The organism is Cedecea sp. Ae19-4 (genome assembly GCF_059801165.1).
Genome location: NZ_JBCHWG010000001.1, coordinates 610631 through 627708 on the forward strand (window position 1 = coordinate 610631; position 17078 = coordinate 627708).

Below are 17078 nucleotides of genomic sequence, written 5' to 3' on the forward strand. Positions count from 1 at the left end.
TTATTCAGTTTCTAAAGTCTGGCCGGAAGATTGCCCCGGTTTGGCCACGGCGCGGGCGACCAGCGCCGCAATCACCATTAGCGTCAGCACAACTAGCATGGCCTGGCGCAGCCCATAATGCTCGCCGAGGAAGCCCAGCAGCGGCGGCCCGACTAAAAAGGCGACATAGCCCGAAGCGGCAACGACGCTGACGCGGCTGGCCGGATCGGGGCCGGTATCACCCGCCGCTGAAATGGTCAGCGGGAAGCCTAAAGAGGTGCCCAACCCCCACAGAATCACCGACACGCCGGCAAGGAAGGCGTTGTCGACAAACACAATGGTACCGATGCCAATAATGCCCATGATCGCACAGGCGCGGACCACAATAACGCGGCTGTAGCGGTCAATAAACCAGCCGCCGGTGAAGCGCCCGACCGTCATGCCGAGGGTAAAGCCTACGTAGATAAGCGACCCGGAAGTTGGGCTAAAGCCGTGCCCGTCCACCATCAGCAGCGGCAGCCAGTCGTTGGCCGAGCCTTCGGCAAAGGCCATCGCCAGCACGACAAAACCAATCAGCAATAGCTGAATATCTTTGTAAAACGGTCGGTGCGGCTCGTGGGCTTCGGTGTTCTCCGGGTTATCTTTGCCCACGCCGTGCGGCACGGCGATAAGCGCGATGGCAATCGGCGCAATGGTCAACAGACCAATCAGCAGCAGGTGCCCCCAGGACACGACGTTCCACGCGGTTAACGTCAGGCCAATCCCGGCGCCAACGAGCGTGCCGAGGCTAAAGAAGCCGTGCATCATCGGCAGCACAGTTTTCTTCATCAGGCTCTCGATAATGGCCCCTTCGACGTTCATAGCCACTTCTGATGAACCCATCCCGCTGCCGAGCAGCGCCAGGCCGAAGGCAAACAGCACCGGGGAGGCGAGGTACAGCGCGAAGCTCATCATTAACATTCCGGCGACCATCAGCGTCATGCCGCTGCGAATAATGGTACGGGTGCCAAAGCGTTTCACCAGCCAGCCGGAACAGAGAATACCGCCCATCGAGCCTATCGACAGGCCAAATAATACGATGCCCATTCCGGCCGTCGAGACGCTGAGCGTATCGCGGATCGCGGGCGTGCGTGTGGCCCAGGATGCCATCACCAGGCCCGGAAGGAAGAAGAAGGTGAATAATGCCCAGGTACGGAGCTGCAGGGCTTTTCTCTGTGAAACAGACATGAACAACAACCAGTGAAAGAGAAACAGGGGAGCAGACTAGCAAGCTTGTGTACATTTGTACACATCCCGGTATAGACTCTTTGTCATACTCTAAATTCAGGTAGGTAATGATGAGCAAAGCCCCGCGCCGGAATGACCCTGAACGTCGCTCGCGTATTTTGCAGGCGACGCTGGATATGGTGGTAAAGCACGGCATCAGCGATATCACGCACCGCAAAATTGCCGCTGAGGCTGGCGTTTCGCTGGGGTCAATGACCTACTATTTTGCCGGGATTGAATCGCTGCTTTGCGAAGCGTTTACCCTGTTTGCCCACCAGATGTCGGACAGCTACCGGGAGCGCATGCAGCAGGCCACCAATCGCGATGAGGCCTGCGAAGCGATTGTCGATATGATTTGCGGCGGCTGCGTGGCCACGCCGTATAACATGCAGGTGATGTACCAGCTTTATGCTTATGCCAGCTGTAATCCGCAGCTAAAAGATATCATGCAGGAGTGGATGATTCGCAGCCAACAGGCGCTGGAGCCGTTTTTCGATCCGCTAACCGCCCGGGCGCTGGATGCTTTCCTGGAAGGCATGACGCTGCACTACGTCACCGATCGCGAACCGATGGGGCGCGATGATATGCGGGTGATGGTGCGCAGGATTGTAGGGACAGGGGATGCAAAATAAAGCGAGTGGAGGGGTTAGTAAGCGTTTGTTATTGAAGCCCTAAAAAATAAAAACCCATCAACCTTGAACCGAAAGCGGCGGGGTTGATGGGCTCCACAAATTGGGGACATCAAAGAAAAGCAGTGGCACTAATTCAGACTGACGTCCCGAAAGAAAGTTCGCTCAGGCATAAAAAAAAAGTATTTTTCTTTGTCTGTGGTTGCGATCACAAACCTGGCCATATCACGACAATTAATGTACCGGCCAGTGTTAACAACACGTTAGCGATAGCGTAGGTGCCGGCGTACCCCAGCGCAGGAATGTTGCTGCGGGCGGTATCGCTGATGATTTCCATCGCTGGCGCACAGGTTCTTGCCCCCATCATCGCGCCGAACAGCAGGGCGCGGTTCATTCGCAGCACATAGGCGCCGAACAGGAAGCAGATAATCACCGGCACCAGGCTCACGATAAGCCCGGAAATCAGCATCTGGCCGCCTACCGCACCGAGGCCGTTGCTGATGCCACTGCCGGCGCTCAGCCCAACCCCCGCCATAAACACCATCAGGCCGAACTCTTTCACCATATTTAGCGCCCCCTGCGGAATGTAGCCGAAGGTGGGGTGGTTGGCGCGCAGGAAGCCAAGCATGATGCCCGCAAACAACAGGCCAGCGGCGTTCCCGATGCCGAAGCTGAACGAGCTGAACTGGAAGGTGACCATGCCCACCATCAGGCCAATAACAAAGAAGGCGCAGAAGGCCAGCAGGTCGGTTATCTGGCTGTGAATGGAGATAAAGCCGATGCGCTCGGCAACGGTTTTCACGCGTCTGGCATCGCCGCTGACCTGCAGGACATCGCCTTTGTTCAGCACGATATTGTCGTCGATGGGCATTTCAATCTGGCTGCGGATTACGCGGTTCAGGAAGCAGCCGTGGTCGGTGAGCTTGAGCTGCGCCAGGCGACGGCCCACGGCATTGTGGTTTTTCACCACAATTTCTTCGGTGACGATGCGCATGTCCAGCAGATCGCGATCGAAAACCTCTTTGCCGTTTCTGAAGCTTGGGTCGAGGCGCGAGTGAGAATCCGGGTAGCCCACCAGCGAGATTTCATCGCCCATTTGCAGCACGGCATCGCCGTCCGGGTTAGCCAGAATGCCGTTGCGGCGAATACGTTCGATGTAGCAGCCGGTCTGGCGATAAATACCCAGTTCGCGCAGATTTTTACCGTCGGCCCAGGCAACCAGCTCAGGCCCGACGCGATAGGCGCGGATCACCGGGAGATAAACTTTGCGGCTCGCGTCGGTATCCAGACCGCGCTCGCGGGCAATTTGCTGGGCGCTGGTCTGCAGATCCTGATGCTGCAGCTTCGGCAAATAGCGAGCCCCCACGATCAGGCTGACCAGGCCAATCAGGTAGGTCAGGGCATAGCCGAGGCTCAGATTATCCAGCGAGGTCGCAAGCTGCGCGGCGGGGATGCTTGAATGGCGCAGGGTATCGCCCGCGCCGACCAGCACGGGCGTGGAGGTCATGGCGCCGGCGAGCATACCGGCCGTCAGGCCAATGTCCCAGCCAAACAGTTTGCCCAGCCCCAGCGCAATCAGCAGGGCGCTGCCAACCATCACCAGGGCCAGCATCAGATAATTTTTGCCGTCGCGGAAGAAAATAGAAAAAAAGTTTGGCCCGGCTTCGACGCCTACGCAGAAAATGAACAGCATAAAACCCAGATTTAGCGCGTCGGTATTGATCGAGAAATGCTGTTGCCCGAGTAATAAAGAGACCACTAAAACACCAATGGAATTACCCAGTTGCACCGGACCGAGGCGTAATTTCCCCAGGCAGAGTCCGAGCGTTAGTACAACAAATAACAAAAGGATGTAATTCCCGTTTAACAAATCTGCGACGTTTATATTCACGAAGGCTAACTTCTTGTTTACCAGTAAGCTGTTGAAAGAGATAGAGTTATGCGCTAAGGTTTTGACGGTTCCGTCAGCGGCGACCGGCAAATTATCACGCATATAAATATCTCACGCGACGACCGAATTTCTGCCGCTAGTTTAATCTTTCTCTGTATCAGCGGCTAGTAAGAATATTGTGCTAAATGTGGCAATGCTTTATCGGCACGGATGGCCAGGCATTATCAAATCGGGTAAAGACGCTGCTGAATTTTCCGGCAGGGTATTTTCGAGCAAAAGCAGATGTCAGGAGGTAAAATGCACAGACGTGCGCAAAAGTGGTTAGGAATTACCTGCTGCTTCGTGCTCTTTATTCTGGTTTTTCTTTCTCTGCGCCTGAACGTGATGGGGCGGTTTATTGCCACCGGGCACTATGAGCTTGGGCTGCTGTTTTTCCTTCTCCCGGGTGCTGTGGCCAGCTTCTTTTCCCAAGGCGATCGAGTGGTCAAACCGCTGGTGGGAGCGATGCTTGCTTCGCCGTTCTGCCTGTTGATTGCCCACCTGTTTTTCCCCGTCACACGCTCGTTCTGGCAAGAAATGGCCTGGCTACTGAGCGCTGTCTTCTGGTCGTCCCTCGGTTCGCTGTGTTATCTGCTATTTTTTATGTGTAAGAACCGGAGTCGCGCGCATAAAAAAACCGACTACTGAGAGTCGGTTTTCTGCATTCGTAAAGTTTACTGCGCGGTCTGGAACAGGTTCAGATGTTCTTTCGCGTAAGCTTCAAAATCGGTGCAGCCACCAATGTGCTTCTGATCCAGGAAGATCTGCGGCACGGTTTCAACCGGTTTACCCACGGTTTTTTCCAGGTCAGCTTTGGTGATGCCTTCTGCGTGGATGTCAATATAGCGGAAGTTGAAGTCATCACGCTCGGCGGTCAGTTTCTCAGCCAGTTCTTTAGCGCGAACACAATATGGGCAGCCAGGGCGTCCAAAAATTACTGCAAACATGCTCTCTCCTCAGTTTTTATGGCCGATACGAACCGGCGAATGCGCTTATAATGCCGATATCCGTCACATTTTTAAAGAAGGTCGTGCCTGTTAGTTCGATGCCCGTAGGCTATCTCCTTTCAGTGGGAGGGGCGCGGACTCGATGATAGCTGGCCTGAACACAGGAGGTGCCGCTATGCGCGCGGTCGGATCGTTACCCAAATCGGTGATTGTGCTGGAAGCGGTGGGGATAGGTTTTTTGGCGCTAGCTTTTCTCTCGCTGCAGGGATACCTGACGCTGCCCGCACCTGTGGCCACTGCAACGGCGGCCATAGTCATGGTATTTATTGGCCTTGGGCTGATGCTGCCGGCGGCAATCATCATGACGTGGCATATTGCTAAACGTCTTGCCCCGCAGCTGATGCCGCCTGATTCTGCTTCAAAACTCTCTGATATAAAAAAGCCAAAGGAAAATCGCGATGACGCCGACCATTGATCTGCTTCGTTCCCACCGTTCCATTCGTCATTTTACCGGGGAACCTATTACCGACGAGCAGCGCGAAGCCATTATTGCCAGCGCACAGGCAGCTTCTACTTCCAGCTTCCTTCAGTGCAGTTCAATCATTCGCATCACGGATAAAGCGCTGCGCGAGCAGCTGGTGCCGCTGACCGGCGGGCAAAAGCATGTGGCGGAAGCCGCCGAGTTTTGGGTGTTCTGCGCCGACTTTAACCGCAATCTTCAAATCTGCCCGGACGCCCAGCTTGGGCTGGCGGAACAGCTGCTGCTTGGTGCGGTCGATACCGCGATTCTGGCGCAGAATGCGTTTACCGCCGCAGAATCGCTGGGGTTAGGCGGGGTCTATATCGGCGGTATCCGCAACAACATTGAAGCGGTGGGAGAGCTGTTGGGCGTGCCGAAATACGTGTTACCGCTGTTTGGCCTTTGCCTGGGCTGGCCTGCTACCACGCCGGATATCAAGCCGCGTATGCCCGCTGCGATGCTGGTGCATGAAAACCGCTATCAGCCGCTGAACAGGCCGCTGCTGGACGAGTACGACGAGCAGCTGGCGCAGTATTATTTGAGCCGGGACAGTAATACACGGCGCGACACCTGGAGCGACCACATCAGCCGTACCATCATTAAAGAAAGCCGGCCTTTCATTCTGGATTACCTGCACAAGCAGGGCTGGGCGACACGCTAATTCACGCGGCTGCCAGGTCATCAAAACGGCGATTGATACATTTTCAGTATTAATCGTGGCCTCAAACGGTATTGGTTTCATCCGTCGGTGAGTCGTTATAACTGCTGAAGTTATAACGACAATCTGACAAGGAACCTTCTATGCCAACCTCTGCTTTTGATAATTCGCCTTTCTACGCCGCCGACATTATTCGCGCCCGCATTAACGGTCTGGTACCCCGCATCGCTTTTATTCTGGGCTCCGGGCTGGGGGAGCTGGCGGAAAAAATCGACTCCCCTGTAACATTTTCCTACGAAGAGCTGCCCGGGTTTCCCGTCAGCACCGTCCACGGCCATGCGGGCGAACTGGTTGTCGGCACGCTGGCTGGCGTGCCTGTAGCCTGTATGAAAGGGCGGGGGCACTTTTATGAAGGGCGTGGAATGTCGGTGATGACCAGCGCAATTCGCACTTTTAAGCTGCTGGGATGCGAAATTCTGTTTTCTACCAACGCCGCCGGTTCTCTGCGCCCGGAAGTGGAACCTGGAAGCCTGGTGGCACTCAGCGATCATATTAATACGATGCCGGGCACACCGACCGTTGGGCCAAATGATGAGCGGTTTGGTGAGCGCTTTTTCTCGCTGGCAAACGCCTATGATGCCGACTATCGCGCTGTACTCCAACAGGTTGCACATGAGCAGGGGTTCCCGCTGCACGAGGGAGTATTTGTTTCTTATCCAGGGCCAAACTTCGAAACCGCAGCGGAAATTCGCATGATGCAAATCATTGGCGGCCACGTGGTGGGGATGTCGGTTGTGCCGGAGGTGATCAGCGCCCGCCATTGCGGCCTGAAGGTGGTTGCCGTCTCGGCGATTACCAACCTTGCCGAAGGGCTGGGGAGTATTCAGCTTTCCCATGAACAGACGCTGAAAGCGGCTGCGCTGTCGCGGCAGAACTTCATTAACCTGATTTGCGGCTTCCTCGGCAAACTGGCCTGATCCTCACTGACCAAGGCAGGGAAAACAGATGGCGATTAAACTCCGCTTAAAAATCATGCTGTTTTTACAGTACTTCATCTGGGGGGCGTGGCTGGTCACTTTGGGATCTTACATGATCAATACGCTCGGCTTTAAGGGGGCAGATGTTGGCATGGTTTACAGTACCAAAGGGCTTGCGGCGCTGCTGATGCCGGGTCTTATCGGCATTGTGGCCGATAAATGGCTCCCGGCTAATCGGGTGTACTCTCTCTGCCATCTGGTGGGGGCGGGGATGCTGGTCTGGGCGGCCAGCATCGACCAGCCGGGGTTGATGTTTTGGGCAATGCTGGGTAATGCCCTGGCCTTTATGCCGACCATTGCGCTATCCAATACGGTGTCTTACGCCTGCCTGGAAAAAAACGGACTGGATACGGTGACGCATTTCCCGCCTGTGAGGGTGTTCGGTACCGTGGGCTTTATTGCGGCGATGTGGACCGTTAGCCTGATGCGCATAGAGCTGAGCAGCATGCAGCTCTATATTGCCGCAGGGGCTTCCGGTCTGCTGGCGCTGTATGCGCTCACATTGCCGACTATCCCGGTGATAAAAAGCCAGGCCACGCGCAGCTGGGTGAGCCGCCTGGGGCTGGACGCGTTTGTGCTGTTCAAAAAGCCACAAATGGCGGTTTTTTTCCTGTTCGCCATGCTGCTTGGGGCGGTGCTGCAAATCACCAATACTTTCGGTAACCCTTTCCTGCATGATTTTGCCCGTCAGCCTGAGTTTGCCAGCAGCTTTGTGGTGCAGTATCCCTCGATTTTGCTGTCCGTCTCGCAGATGTCGGAAGTGGTCTTTATTTTGACGATCCCTTTCTTCCTGCGGCGTTTTGGCATTAAACAGGTCATGCTGATGAGCATGGTCGCCTGGGTGCTGCGCTTTGCGCTGTTCGCCTGGGGCGATCCTTCTGTCTTTGGTTTTGTGCTGCTGTTGCTGTCGATGGTGGTGTACGGCTGCGCCTTTGATTTCTTTAATATCTCCGGCTCGGTGTTTGTTGAGCAAGAGGTGGAGTCACGTATTCGCGCCAGCGCTCAAGGGCTGTTTATGACGATGGTTAACGGGGTTGGGGCGTATTTCGGGGCGATTGTCAGCGGTTATGTGGTGGATTATTTCACCACCGATGGCACCAAAGACTGGCCGACTATCTGGCTGGTTTTTGCTGGCTATGCGCTGGTGCTTGCCGTCGTCTTCCACTTTAGCTTCCACTATCACCACCGCCAGCAGAGTGATTCTTCGGCATCGCTCGCACATTAAGGCTCCTGGCCTTACAGCGAGCGTAAGCGATGGTAATTTATGAGGCTTGCCACTCAGGGAGCCTCATGAATACATCTCAGCGTATCTATCGCACCGATCTTAAGCTGCTGCGCTATTTTCAGGCCGTAGCCGAGGAACTGCACTTTGGCCGGGCCGCCGCGCGGCTGAACATGTCGCAGCCTCCCCTGAGCTTTCATATCAAAGAACTGGAAGCTCAGCTGGGGACGGTACTGTTTATCCGCCATTCCCGGCACGTGGCGCTGACTCACGCAGGCGAAGTCCTGCTGGAAGAGACAAAACAGCTGCTGAACAACGCAAGCCTTGCGCTGGCCAGGGTTGAGCAGATTGGCCGTGGTGAAGGCGGTCGAATTCAGCTAGGGATTGTTGGCACCGCCATTTGGGGTGGGCTGCGGCTTGGGCTACAGCGGTTTATTGCTGACTATCCCGCCATTGATGTGACCTTCCGCGAAAAGTCCCCGGGGGATCAGCTTGCTTTGCTTGAACGTCACGAGATTGATGCCGGGATCTGGCGGATGGAAACCAGCCCGCCCGGTGGCCTTAAGAGCGAAAAGCTGCATGAGGCGACATTTATGGTCGCGCTGCCGGAGCAGCACCCGCTAGCCCGGCAGCAAACGGTGGACATTACCCAACTGCGGCATGAAGCGTTCGTGACGATGACCGCCATTCACTCTGACTGGACTTTCCTGCAACGTGTTTGCCGTGAAGCTGGTTTTACCCCGAGGGTTGTCCGTGAGGCGGTGGAGCCGCAAACCGTCCTGGCGCTGGTGAGCATTGGTTTCGGGCTAACCATCATCGCCGACAGCTACGCACAGATGAACTGGCCTGGCGTGGTGTTTCGCCCCCCGGCGAGGCCGATACCCGCCGACCTGTATGCCGTTTTTGATCCCGTCCATCTCACCTCGACCACAAAGCAATTAATTGAGGCACTTAAGATGTCTCCCACCGATTAGTCCGTCGTTGAAAGGTGAAGGCAGTGGTATGATTAGCGGGCGGTTAATTTTGGTCTGGTTGCTCAGAGGTGCAGGTTGAAAATCGCTATTTTATCCCGGGATGGAACGCTCTACTCATGCAAGCGCCTGCGCGAGGCGGCAACGCGTCGTGGTCATCAGGTGGAGATCATTGATCCCCTTTCTTGTTATATGAACATTAATCCGGCCGCGCCTTCCGTGCATTACAAGGGGCGTCAACTGCCGCATTATGACGCGGTTATCCCGCGTATTGGCTCGGCTATCACCTTTTACGGCACGGCGGTGCTGCGCCAGTTCGAAATGCTGGGAAGCTATCCGCTGAATGAGTCGGTGGCGATCACCCGCGCGCGGGACAAGCTGCGCTCGCTGCAATTGCTGGCGAAGCAGGGGATTGATTTGCCGGTGACGGGGTTTGCCCACTCGCCGGACGACACCAGCGATCTTATTGATATGGTGGGTGGCGCGCCGCTGGTGGTGAAGCTCGTTGAAGGTACGCAAGGAATTGGCGTGGTGCTGGCTGAAACGCGGCAGGCGGCGGAAAGCGTGATTGATGCGTTTCGCGGTCTTAACGCCCATATTCTGGTGCAGGAATACATCAAAGAAGCGAAGGGCAGAGATATTCGCTGTCTGGTGGTGGGGGATGAGGTTGTGGCCGCCATTGAACGGCAGGCCAAGCCCGGCGATTTCCGCTCAAACCTGCACCGTGGCGGCGTCGCGCATCAGGTCACAATTACCGACCTTGAGCGAGAAGTGGCGCTAAAAGCGGCCAGCACGCTGGGGCTGGATATTGCCGGGGTGGACATTTTACGCGCCGAACGCGGGCCGCTGGTGATGGAAGTGAACGCCTCGCCGGGGCTGGAAGGCATTGAAAACACGAGCGGGGTCGATATCGCCGGGCTGATGATCAAATGGATAGAGCGGCAGGCCCGCCCTGGGTACTGTCTTAAAACCGGGGGATAATTACCAAATCGGCGCTAATGCATAGTATGACGTGTCATTTTTGCGTAAGATGGCACGTTAATTTTTGAACAGGTAATGAGGTTTTTGCGTTTATGGATTCACTCGTGGTCCCGACTCTGGACACTTTACGCCGCTGGCTGGATGAAACTGGCGTAACCTTTTTCGAGTGCGATACCTGCCAGGCATTGCATTTGCCCCATATGCAGAACTTCGATGGCGTATACGACGCGAAAATCGATCTCGTGGACAACATTATTCTGTTTTCCGCATTGGCAGAAGTTAAGCCGTCGGCGCTGCTGCCGTTGGCGTCCGATCTCTCCTCGATCAACGCCAGCTCGCTGACGGTGAAAGCGTTTCTCGACATCCAGGATGATAACCTGCCCAAGCTGGTGGTGTGTCAGTCGTTGTCTGCCTCCGTGGGCATTACCCGCGAGCAGTTTGCCGCCTTTGTTCAGCAGAGCGAAGAGCAGGTTTCGATGGTGATCCTCGAGGCTTGCGCTAATCAGCTGCTTTTTGTGGCCGAAGAAGAAGAGCGCGACGGCACAATTATTCACACCCACTCTCTGCACTGATCCTTTCTTTTTTTAACGCAGCGGCCACCAGCGCCGCTGCGTTCTGCATGTTTTTATTCTGTCATAAAGCCGTCACAGCCAGACAAATCCCTGCCATAAGGCGCGTTTTTGCCGCCTGAATAGACGAAAGATGTCTAAAAAGTTGATAAAAGGCGTTTTTTCATCCGGGCTATAGTCGCCGACCCTGGCTACAGTTATTCTTGCTTGGCCGTAAAAACGAGCAACGTCTGCGTGAAGATTACCCAAATTCTTTTTCAGCAGAATGAATAGAGATGCATGAATTTTGCATGCTAAAAAAGCGTGCGGCGAATGCGGATAAGCCACATTGCGTAAATTCGGCTCATTCGAGCCTGGTTTGGCCTTTATTCAGAAGGAATGAAATTATGCTCTACCTACGTAAAAAAGGGTTGTTGGGGATGGTTGCTGGCGCGCTGATGGTGGCTTCTGCCGCCAGCTCTGCCGCCGAACAAAAGACGCTGCACGTTTATAACTGGTCTGACTATATAGCCCCGGATACCCTGGCAAACTTCACGAAAGAGACCGGCATCAAAGTGGTCTACGACGTGTTTGATTCCAACGAAGTGCTGGAAGGGAAGCTGATGGCGGGCAGCACGGGCTATGACCTGGTGGTGCCGTCTTCGCAGTTCCTTGAGCGCCAGGCGCAGGCCGGCATCTTCGAGCCGCTGGATAAAAGCAAACTGCCGAACTACAAAAACCTCGACCCGGAAATGCTCAAGCTGGTGGCGCAAAACGACCACGACAACAAATACGGCATTCCGTACATGATGGTGACGACCGGCATCGGCTACAACGTCGATAAAGTGAAAGCCGTGCTGGGGAAAGACGCGCCGGTGGACAGCTGGGATCTGATCTTCAAGCCGGAAAACCTTGAAAAACTGAAAAGCTGCGGCGTGTCGTTCCTGGACGCGCCAAGTGAAATTTACGCGACCGTGTTGCACTACCTGGGCAAAGATCCGAACAGCACCAACGCCGCGGACTACACCGGGGCGACTAACGATCTGCTGATGAAGCTGCGGCCAAATATTCGTTACTTCCATTCGTCGCAGTACATCAACGACCTTGCCAACGGTGACATCTGCGTGGCGATTGGCTGGTCCGGGGATATTCTGCAGGCGGCAAACCGCGCCAAAGAAGCTAAAAATGGCGTGAATGTTGCTTATTCCATTCCTAAGGAAGGCGCGATGGTCTACTTCGATATGTTTGCCCTGCCGGTAGATGCGAAGAATAAAGACGAAGCGTACCAGTTCCTGAACTACCTGATGAAGCCGGACGTTATCGCCAACATCAGTAATCATATTTACTACGCGAACGCCAACAAAGAAGCTACGCCGTTACTGAGCGAAGAGGTCCGCAGCAATCCGGGAATTTACCCGCCGGCGGATATTCGTGCCAAGTTGTTCACACAAACGGTGATGCCAGCGAAGATTGACCGGGTTATCACCCGCGCGTGGACTAAGGTTAAAACAGGCAAATAGTCCTGTGACACCCTGCACCGGGCGGTTGCACCAGAGTTGTGCAATCGCCCCAGCCTGAACGGAAGCCCTTGTTTCCAGAATGGCGAAAAGTACGGCAACCGGGCCGTATCTTCTTTTTGCTTTTGCCGGAGAGCAACAGAATTGAACGACGCAATCCCTCGCCCGCAGTCCAAAACACCCAAAGCGCTGACGCCGCTGCTGGAAATTCGTAACCTCACTAAATCGTTTGATGGTCAACATGCCGTGGATGACGTCAGTCTGACCATCTACAAAGGCGAAATTTTTGCTTTGCTGGGCGCCTCGGGCTGCGGCAAATCCACGCTGCTGCGCATGCTGGCGGGGTTTGAACAGCCAAGTGCCGGGCAAATCATGCTTGATGGCGTCGATTTGTCGCATGTGCCGCCTTACCAGCGCCCAATCAATATGATGTTCCAGTCCTACGCGCTGTTCCCGCACATGACCGTGGAGCAAAACATCGCCTTTGGCCTGAAGCAGGACAAACTGCCGAAGGCGGAAATTACCAGCCGGGTGGCAGAAATGCTGACCCTGGTACACATGCAGGAGTTCGCCAGGCGCAAGCCTCACCAGCTGTCCGGCGGCCAGCGTCAGCGCGTGGCGTTAGCCCGAAGCCTGGCCAAGCGTCCCAAATTATTGCTGCTCGACGAGCCGATGGGGGCGCTGGATAAAAAGCTCCGTGACCGGATGCAGCTGGAAGTAGTGGACATCCTTGAACGCGTCGGCGTGACCTGCGTGATGGTGACCCACGATCAGGAAGAAGCGATGACCATGGCCGGGCGAATAGCCATCATGAATCGCGGCAAGTTCGTGCAAATTGGCGAGCCGGAAGAGATTTATGAGCACCCAACCACCCGCTATAGCGCAGAGTTTATCGGGTCGGTAAACGTCTTCGAAGGGCTGCTGAAAGAGCGTCAGGACGACGGGCTGGTGATAGACAGCCCCGGACTTGTGCATCCGCTGAAGGTGGATCCTGATGCTTCCGTGGTGGACGGCGTACCGGTCTTCGTTGCGTTGCGCCCGGAAAAGGTGACGCTTTGCGAGGAGCCGCCCGCCGATGGCTATAACTTTGCCGTCGGAGAAGTGGTGCATATCGCCTACCTCGGCGATCTCTCCATCTACCACGTTCGGCTGAAAAGCGGGCAGATGATCAGCGCCCAGCTGCAAAATGAGTACCGCTACCGTAAAGGAGCGCCCACCTGGGGGGATGAAGTTCGCCTGTGCTGGGATGCCGACAGCTGCGTGGTTCTGACGGTTTAAGGGGGCAAGATGACAACACTTTCTGAAGGCCCGGCAGAGACGGCGGTTCCTCAGCCCTCGGGCGTGAAGCGTTTGCTTGCCCGTTTGCAGATGGCGCACGGGCGCAAGCTGGCGATCGCGCTGCCCTATTTGTGGCTGATCCTGCTGTTTATGCTGCCGTTCCTGATCGTCTTTAAGATCAGTTTTTCGGAAATAGCCCGGGCGATCCCGCCTTACAGCGACCTGGTGAGCTGGGCCGATGGCCAGCTGTCGATCACCCTGAATCTGGCGAACTACTTCCAGCTGACGGACGATCCGCTCTACTTCGAGGCTTATCTGCAATCTTTGCAGGTCGCGGCGGTGTCAACGCTGTGCTGCCTGGCGCTGGGCTATCCGCTCGCGTGGGCGGTGGCACACAGTAAACCCTCAACGCGAAACATCCTGCTGTTGCTGGTGATCCTGCCTTCATGGACCTCGTTCCTGATCCGCGTGTATGCGTGGATGGGCATCCTGAAAAACAACGGCATATTGAATAACGTGCTGCTTTGGCTCGGAGTTATCGACCAGCCGCTGACGATCCTGCACACCAACCTTGCGGTCTACATCGGGGTAGTTTATGCCTACCTGCCGTTCATGGTGCTGCCGATTTATACCGCGCTAACGCGCATAGATTATTCGCTGGTGGAGGCTTCGTTAGATCTCGGCGCGCGGCCGCTGAAAACGTTCTTCAGCGTGATTGTGCCGTTGACCAAAGGCGGGATTATTGCCGGTTCGATGCTGGTGTTTATTCCGGCGGTAGGGGAGTTTGTTATCCCGGAACTGCTCGGCGGGCCGGACAGCATCATGATTGGCCGCGTCCTGTGGCAGGAATTCTTTAATAACCGCGACTGGCCTGTGGCCTCAGCCGTGGCGATTATCATGCTTCTGCTGCTGATCGTGCCGATCATGTGGTTCCACAAATACCAGAACAAAGCGGGGGAGGACCACGCATGAACAACTTACCGGTTGTGCGCTCTCCGTGGCGTATTTTGATTCTGGTGATTGGCTTTACCTTCCTGTATGCGCCCATGCTGATGCTGGTTATCTACTCGTTTAACAGCTCTAAGCTGGTGACGGTGTGGGCCGGCTGGTCAACGCGCTGGTACGGGGAGCTGTTCCGGGATTCGGCGATGATGAACGCCGTTGGCCTGAGCCTGACCATTGCTGCGGCGGCCGCCACGATGGCCGTTATCCTGGGGACGATTGCTGCCGTGGTGATGGTGCGTTTTGGTCGCTTTCGTGGCTCAACCGGCTTTGCCTTTATGCTAACGGCTCCGCTGGTGATGCCGGATGTGATCACCGGGCTTTCGCTACTGCTGTTGTTCGTGGCGCTGGCGCACGCGATTGGCTGGCCGAGCGACAGGGGAATGCTTACCATCTGGCTGGCGCATGTGACGTTCTGCACCGCCTATGTTGCGGTTGTCATTAGCTCACGCCTGCGGGAGCTGGACCGCTCCATTGAAGAAGCGGCGATGGATCTGGGGGCGACGCCGCTGAAAGTGTTCTTTGTGATCACCGTGCCGATGATCTCGCCCGCCATTATCTCCGGCTGGCTGCTGGCGTTCACGCTTTCGCTTGATGACCTGGTTATCGCCAGCTTCGTGTCCGGGCCGGGTGCGACCACGCTGCCGATGCTGGTGTTCTCGAACGTGCGCATGGGGGTTAACCCGGAAATTAACGCCCTGGCGTCCATTATTCTCGGCGTTGTGGGCGTTATCGGCTTGATTGCATGGTGGTTTATGGCGCGGGCAGAAAAGCAGCGGCTGCGCGATATCCAGAGTGCAAGACGTGGTTAAAACGCCTAAAATCTGCAATGATGTGCCTCCGGTGCCGCGCTTGTCGCGGCACCGTGACGTAAGGAACGCGAGGTTGTGGAAATTATCAGGAAACAGCGGTCATCCCATGCAAAATTAAACGTCCCCACGCTGGTGATGGTGGCGGCTATCGGCATCGTCACTACCCGATGCCTCGACCTGCTGCTGCTGTTTAATATGCTCGGGGTTAGCGGGGTGATGGATTTTGTCCATCGCAGCGTGCAAACCTGGCCCCTGACGCTGGTTTTTCTCGGCAGCCTGTTGATGCTGTTTGTCGAACTGCGTTGCGCGTTCGTCATCGTCAAAGGGCGTAACTGGGGACGCTGGCTGTTCCTGCTGACCCAAATTATTTCCGTGACCTGGTTGTCTCTGTCCTCCCTGGGCTGGGGATACCCTGAATTATTCAGCGTTGCAGGGGGCACTAAGCGCGAGATCTTCCGTTCGCTGTTTACCCAAAAGCTGCCCGATATTCTGGTGCTGATTTTGCTGTTTGTCCCCGCTCGCAGCCGGCTTTTTTTCAGACTTCAGTAAGCGCGGAGTGCTACAATCTGCGCCCTCGTTTTTTCTCAGGGTTTTTCTATGCAATGCGCGCTCTATGATGCCGGCCGCTGTCGTTCCTGCCAGTGGATTGAACAACCGGTGGAAGACCAGCTTCTCGCTAAAATGACCGATCTCCGGCAGCTGCTGGAAGGCATTGCCGTGGGCGAGTGGTGCCAGCCGGTCAGCGGCCCTGAGCAGGCATTTCGCAACAAAGCTAAAATGGTGGTTAGCGGCAGCGTGGAAAAACCGCTGCTGGGGATGTTACACCGCGACGGCACGCCCGAGGATTTAACCGACTGCCCGCTTTATCCTGTTTCATTTGGGCCTGTTTTTGCGGCATTGAAGCCCTTTATTGCCCGTGCGGGATTAACGCCCTACAACGTGGCGCGTAAGCGTGGAGAGCTAAAGTATCTCCTGCTGACCGAAAGCCTGGCGGATGGCGGCATGATGCTGCGCTTTGTGCTGCGTTCGGAAAGCAAGCTGGGGCAGTTGCGAGCGGCGCTGCCGTGGTTACAGCAGCAACTCCCTCAGCTCAAGGTGATTTCGGCCAACATTCAGCCCGTACACATGGCGATTATGGAAGGTGAGCAGGAAATTCTGCTGACCGAACAGCGTGCGCTCGAAGAGGTTTTCAACGGCGTACCGCTCTATATTCGTCCGCAAAGTTTCTTCCAGACTAACCCTCAGGTTGCTTCCCGGTTGTATGCCGCCGCCCGTGACTGGGTGCGCGCGCTACCCGTCAACCATATGTGGGATCTGTTCTGCGGCGTGGGAGGTTTTGGCCTGCACTGCGCCACGCCGGAGATGAAGCTTACCGGGATTGAAATTGCCCCGGAGGCGATAGCCAGCGCACAGCAGTCGGCTGAAAAACTGGGCCTGCATAATATTCATTTTCAGGCGCTGGATTCCACTCAGTTTGCCGTCGCCCAGCAGGATATCCCGCAGCTGGTTTTGGTGAACCCGCCGCGCCGTGGGATCGGTAAAGCGCTGTGCGATTATCTGACGCAGATGGCTCCGGCGTTTATCGTCTACTCAAGCTGCAACGCGCAGACCATGGCGAAGGATATTCAGATGCTGCCGGGTTATCGCGTGGTGCGTACCCAGCTGTTTGATATGTTCCCGCATACTTCGCATTACGAAGTGTTGACGCTGCTGGTCCGGGACTAACATTTGGGAAGCGGAAGCCGCCGGGTTGGTGCCGTCACGATGCGTGTTTCCGCTTT

18 protein-coding genes are annotated in these 17078 nt (G+C 55.7%); 15 read left to right on the top strand and 3 right to left on the bottom strand.

Annotated features, from left to right (window positions below; all coding sequences use genetic code 11):
* Entirely contained in the window at window positions 1–1206 is a 1206-nt protein-coding gene (locus tag AAIE02_RS02860) for an MFS transporter (protein WP_008461044.1), read from the bottom strand.
* 110 nt (window positions 1207–1316) lie between these two features.
* Here AAIE02_RS02860 and AAIE02_RS02865 point away from each other — a divergent pair, with 110 nt between their 5' ends.
* Entirely contained in the window at window positions 1317–1877 is a 561-nt protein-coding gene (locus tag AAIE02_RS02865) for a TetR/AcrR family transcriptional regulator (protein WP_008461046.1), read from the top strand.
* 205 nt (window positions 1878–2082) lie between these two features.
* Here the strand turns inward: AAIE02_RS02865 and AAIE02_RS02870 are convergent, their stop codons facing one another.
* Window positions 2083–3765, bottom strand: a complete 1683-nt coding sequence (locus tag AAIE02_RS02870) for an aspartate:alanine antiporter (RefSeq protein WP_008461047.1) — start codon at window positions 3763–3765, stop codon at window positions 2083–2085.
* Between the two features lie 297 nt (window positions 3766–4062).
* Between AAIE02_RS02870 and ybjM the strand changes: the two genes are divergently transcribed.
* Window positions 4063–4452, top strand: a complete 390-nt coding sequence (ybjM, locus tag AAIE02_RS02875) for an inner membrane protein YbjM (protein ID WP_166995450.1) — start codon at window positions 4063–4065, stop codon at window positions 4450–4452.
* A 26-nt stretch (window positions 4453–4478) separates the two neighbouring features.
* Here the strand turns inward: ybjM and AAIE02_RS02880 are convergent, their stop codons facing one another.
* On the bottom strand, window positions 4479–4751 hold the full coding sequence (locus AAIE02_RS02880) for a GrxA family glutaredoxin (protein WP_498531937.1): 273 nt from the start codon (window positions 4749–4751) through the stop codon (window positions 4479–4481).
* A 175-nt stretch (window positions 4752–4926) separates the two neighbouring features.
* Here AAIE02_RS02880 and AAIE02_RS02885 point away from each other — a divergent pair, with 175 nt between their 5' ends.
* The 13 genes from AAIE02_RS02885 (at window position 4927) to rlmC (ending at window position 17022) form a co-directional block, all read left to right on the top strand.
* Complete coding sequence (locus AAIE02_RS02885; protein ID WP_166995451.1) at window positions 4927–5226, top strand: DUF1418 family protein; 300 nt, start codon at window positions 4927–4929, stop codon at window positions 5224–5226.
* Window positions 5210–5932, top strand: coding sequence for an oxygen-insensitive NADPH nitroreductase (nfsA, locus tag AAIE02_RS02890; RefSeq protein WP_498531938.1), 723 nt, complete (start codon window positions 5210–5212; stop codon window positions 5930–5932). The genes AAIE02_RS02885 and nfsA overlap by 17 nt, the downstream gene beginning before the upstream one ends.
* Before the next feature lie 140 nt (window positions 5933–6072).
* Entirely contained in the window at window positions 6073–6906 is an 834-nt protein-coding gene (gene xapA, locus AAIE02_RS02895) for a xanthosine phosphorylase (protein ID WP_336708549.1), read from the top strand.
* Window positions 6907–6934: 28 nt separating this feature from the next.
* On the top strand, window positions 6935–8191 hold the full coding sequence (locus tag AAIE02_RS02900) for a nucleoside permease (protein WP_336983295.1): 1257 nt from the start codon (window positions 6935–6937) through the stop codon (window positions 8189–8191).
* Between the two features lie 65 nt (window positions 8192–8256).
* Window positions 8257–9162, top strand: coding sequence for a LysR family transcriptional regulator (locus AAIE02_RS02905; RefSeq protein WP_008461056.1), 906 nt, complete (start codon window positions 8257–8259; stop codon window positions 9160–9162).
* A 75-nt stretch (window positions 9163–9237) separates the two neighbouring features.
* Entirely contained in the window at window positions 9238–10140 is a 903-nt protein-coding gene (gene rimK, locus AAIE02_RS02910; protein ID WP_008461057.1) for a 30S ribosomal protein S6--L-glutamate ligase, read from the top strand.
* 92 nt (window positions 10141–10232) lie between these two features.
* Window positions 10233–10712, top strand: coding sequence for a YbjN domain-containing protein (locus AAIE02_RS02915; protein WP_008461058.1), 480 nt, complete (start codon window positions 10233–10235; stop codon window positions 10710–10712).
* Between the two features lie 383 nt (window positions 10713–11095).
* Window positions 11096–12208, top strand: coding sequence for a spermidine/putrescine ABC transporter substrate-binding protein PotF (gene potF / locus AAIE02_RS02920; RefSeq protein WP_498531939.1), 1113 nt, complete (start codon window positions 11096–11098; stop codon window positions 12206–12208).
* A gap of 141 nt (window positions 12209–12349) precedes the next feature.
* Entirely contained in the window at window positions 12350–13483 is a 1134-nt protein-coding gene (potG, locus tag AAIE02_RS02925) for a putrescine ABC transporter ATP-binding subunit PotG (RefSeq protein WP_498531940.1), read from the top strand.
* Window positions 13484–13492: 9 nt separating this feature from the next.
* Complete coding sequence (potH, locus tag AAIE02_RS02930) at window positions 13493–14455, top strand: putrescine ABC transporter permease PotH (protein WP_008461062.1); 963 nt, start codon at window positions 13493–13495, stop codon at window positions 14453–14455.
* On the top strand, window positions 14452–15297 hold the full coding sequence (gene potI, locus AAIE02_RS02935) for a putrescine ABC transporter permease PotI (protein ID WP_008461065.1): 846 nt from the start codon (window positions 14452–14454) through the stop codon (window positions 15295–15297). The genes potH and potI overlap by 4 nt, the downstream gene beginning before the upstream one ends.
* Window positions 15298–15372: 75 nt before the next feature.
* The gene (locus AAIE02_RS02940; protein WP_166995456.1) at window positions 15373–15846 is read left to right on the top strand and encodes a YbjO family protein; all 474 of its coding nucleotides are present in this window, start codon (window positions 15373–15375) and stop codon (window positions 15844–15846) included.
* Window positions 15847–15894: 48 nt separating this feature from the next.
* Window positions 15895–17022 (top strand): 23S rRNA (uracil(747)-C(5))-methyltransferase RlmC, encoded by a 1128-nt coding sequence (gene rlmC, locus AAIE02_RS02945; protein ID WP_498531941.1) that lies wholly within the window; start codon window positions 15895–15897, stop codon window positions 17020–17022.
* The last annotated feature ends 56 nt before the right edge of the window (window positions 17023–17078 follow it).

Excerpts from the sequence above, each read along its gene's own strand:
- AAIE02_RS02900 (WP_336983295.1), top strand. The coding sequence starts at position 6,935 with ATGGCGATTAAACTCCGCTTAAAAATCATGCTGTTTTTACAGTACTTC.
- AAIE02_RS02885 (WP_166995451.1), top strand. The coding sequence starts at position 4,927 with ATGCGCGCGGTCGGATCGTTACCCAAATCGGTGATTGTGCTGGAAGCG.
- potF (WP_498531939.1), top strand. The coding sequence starts at position 11,096 with ATGCTCTACCTACGTAAAAAAGGGTTGTTGGGGATGGTTGCTGGCGCG.
- AAIE02_RS02860 (WP_008461044.1), bottom strand. The coding sequence starts at position 1,206 with ATGTCTGTTTCACAGAGAAAAGCCCTGCAGCTCCGTACCTGGGCATTA.
- xapA (WP_336708549.1), top strand. The coding sequence starts at position 6,073 with ATGCCAACCTCTGCTTTTGATAATTCGCCTTTCTACGCCGCCGACATT.
- ybjM (WP_166995450.1), top strand. The coding sequence starts at position 4,063 with ATGCACAGACGTGCGCAAAAGTGGTTAGGAATTACCTGCTGCTTCGTG.
- AAIE02_RS02880 (WP_498531937.1), bottom strand. The coding sequence starts at position 4,751 with ATGTTTGCAGTAATTTTTGGACGCCCTGGCTGCCCATATTGTGTTCGC.
- potI (WP_008461065.1), top strand. The coding sequence starts at position 14,452 with ATGAACAACTTACCGGTTGTGCGCTCTCCGTGGCGTATTTTGATTCTG.
- rlmC (WP_498531941.1), top strand. The coding sequence starts at position 15,895 with ATGCAATGCGCGCTCTATGATGCCGGCCGCTGTCGTTCCTGCCAGTGG.
- potH (WP_008461062.1), top strand. The coding sequence starts at position 13,493 with ATGACAACACTTTCTGAAGGCCCGGCAGAGACGGCGGTTCCTCAGCCC.
- AAIE02_RS02915 (WP_008461058.1), top strand. The coding sequence starts at position 10,233 with ATGGATTCACTCGTGGTCCCGACTCTGGACACTTTACGCCGCTGGCTG.
- AAIE02_RS02865 (WP_008461046.1), top strand. The coding sequence starts at position 1,317 with ATGAGCAAAGCCCCGCGCCGGAATGACCCTGAACGTCGCTCGCGTATT.
- AAIE02_RS02905 (WP_008461056.1), top strand. The coding sequence starts at position 8,257 with ATGAATACATCTCAGCGTATCTATCGCACCGATCTTAAGCTGCTGCGC.
- nfsA (WP_498531938.1), top strand. The coding sequence starts at position 5,210 with ATGACGCCGACCATTGATCTGCTTCGTTCCCACCGTTCCATTCGTCAT.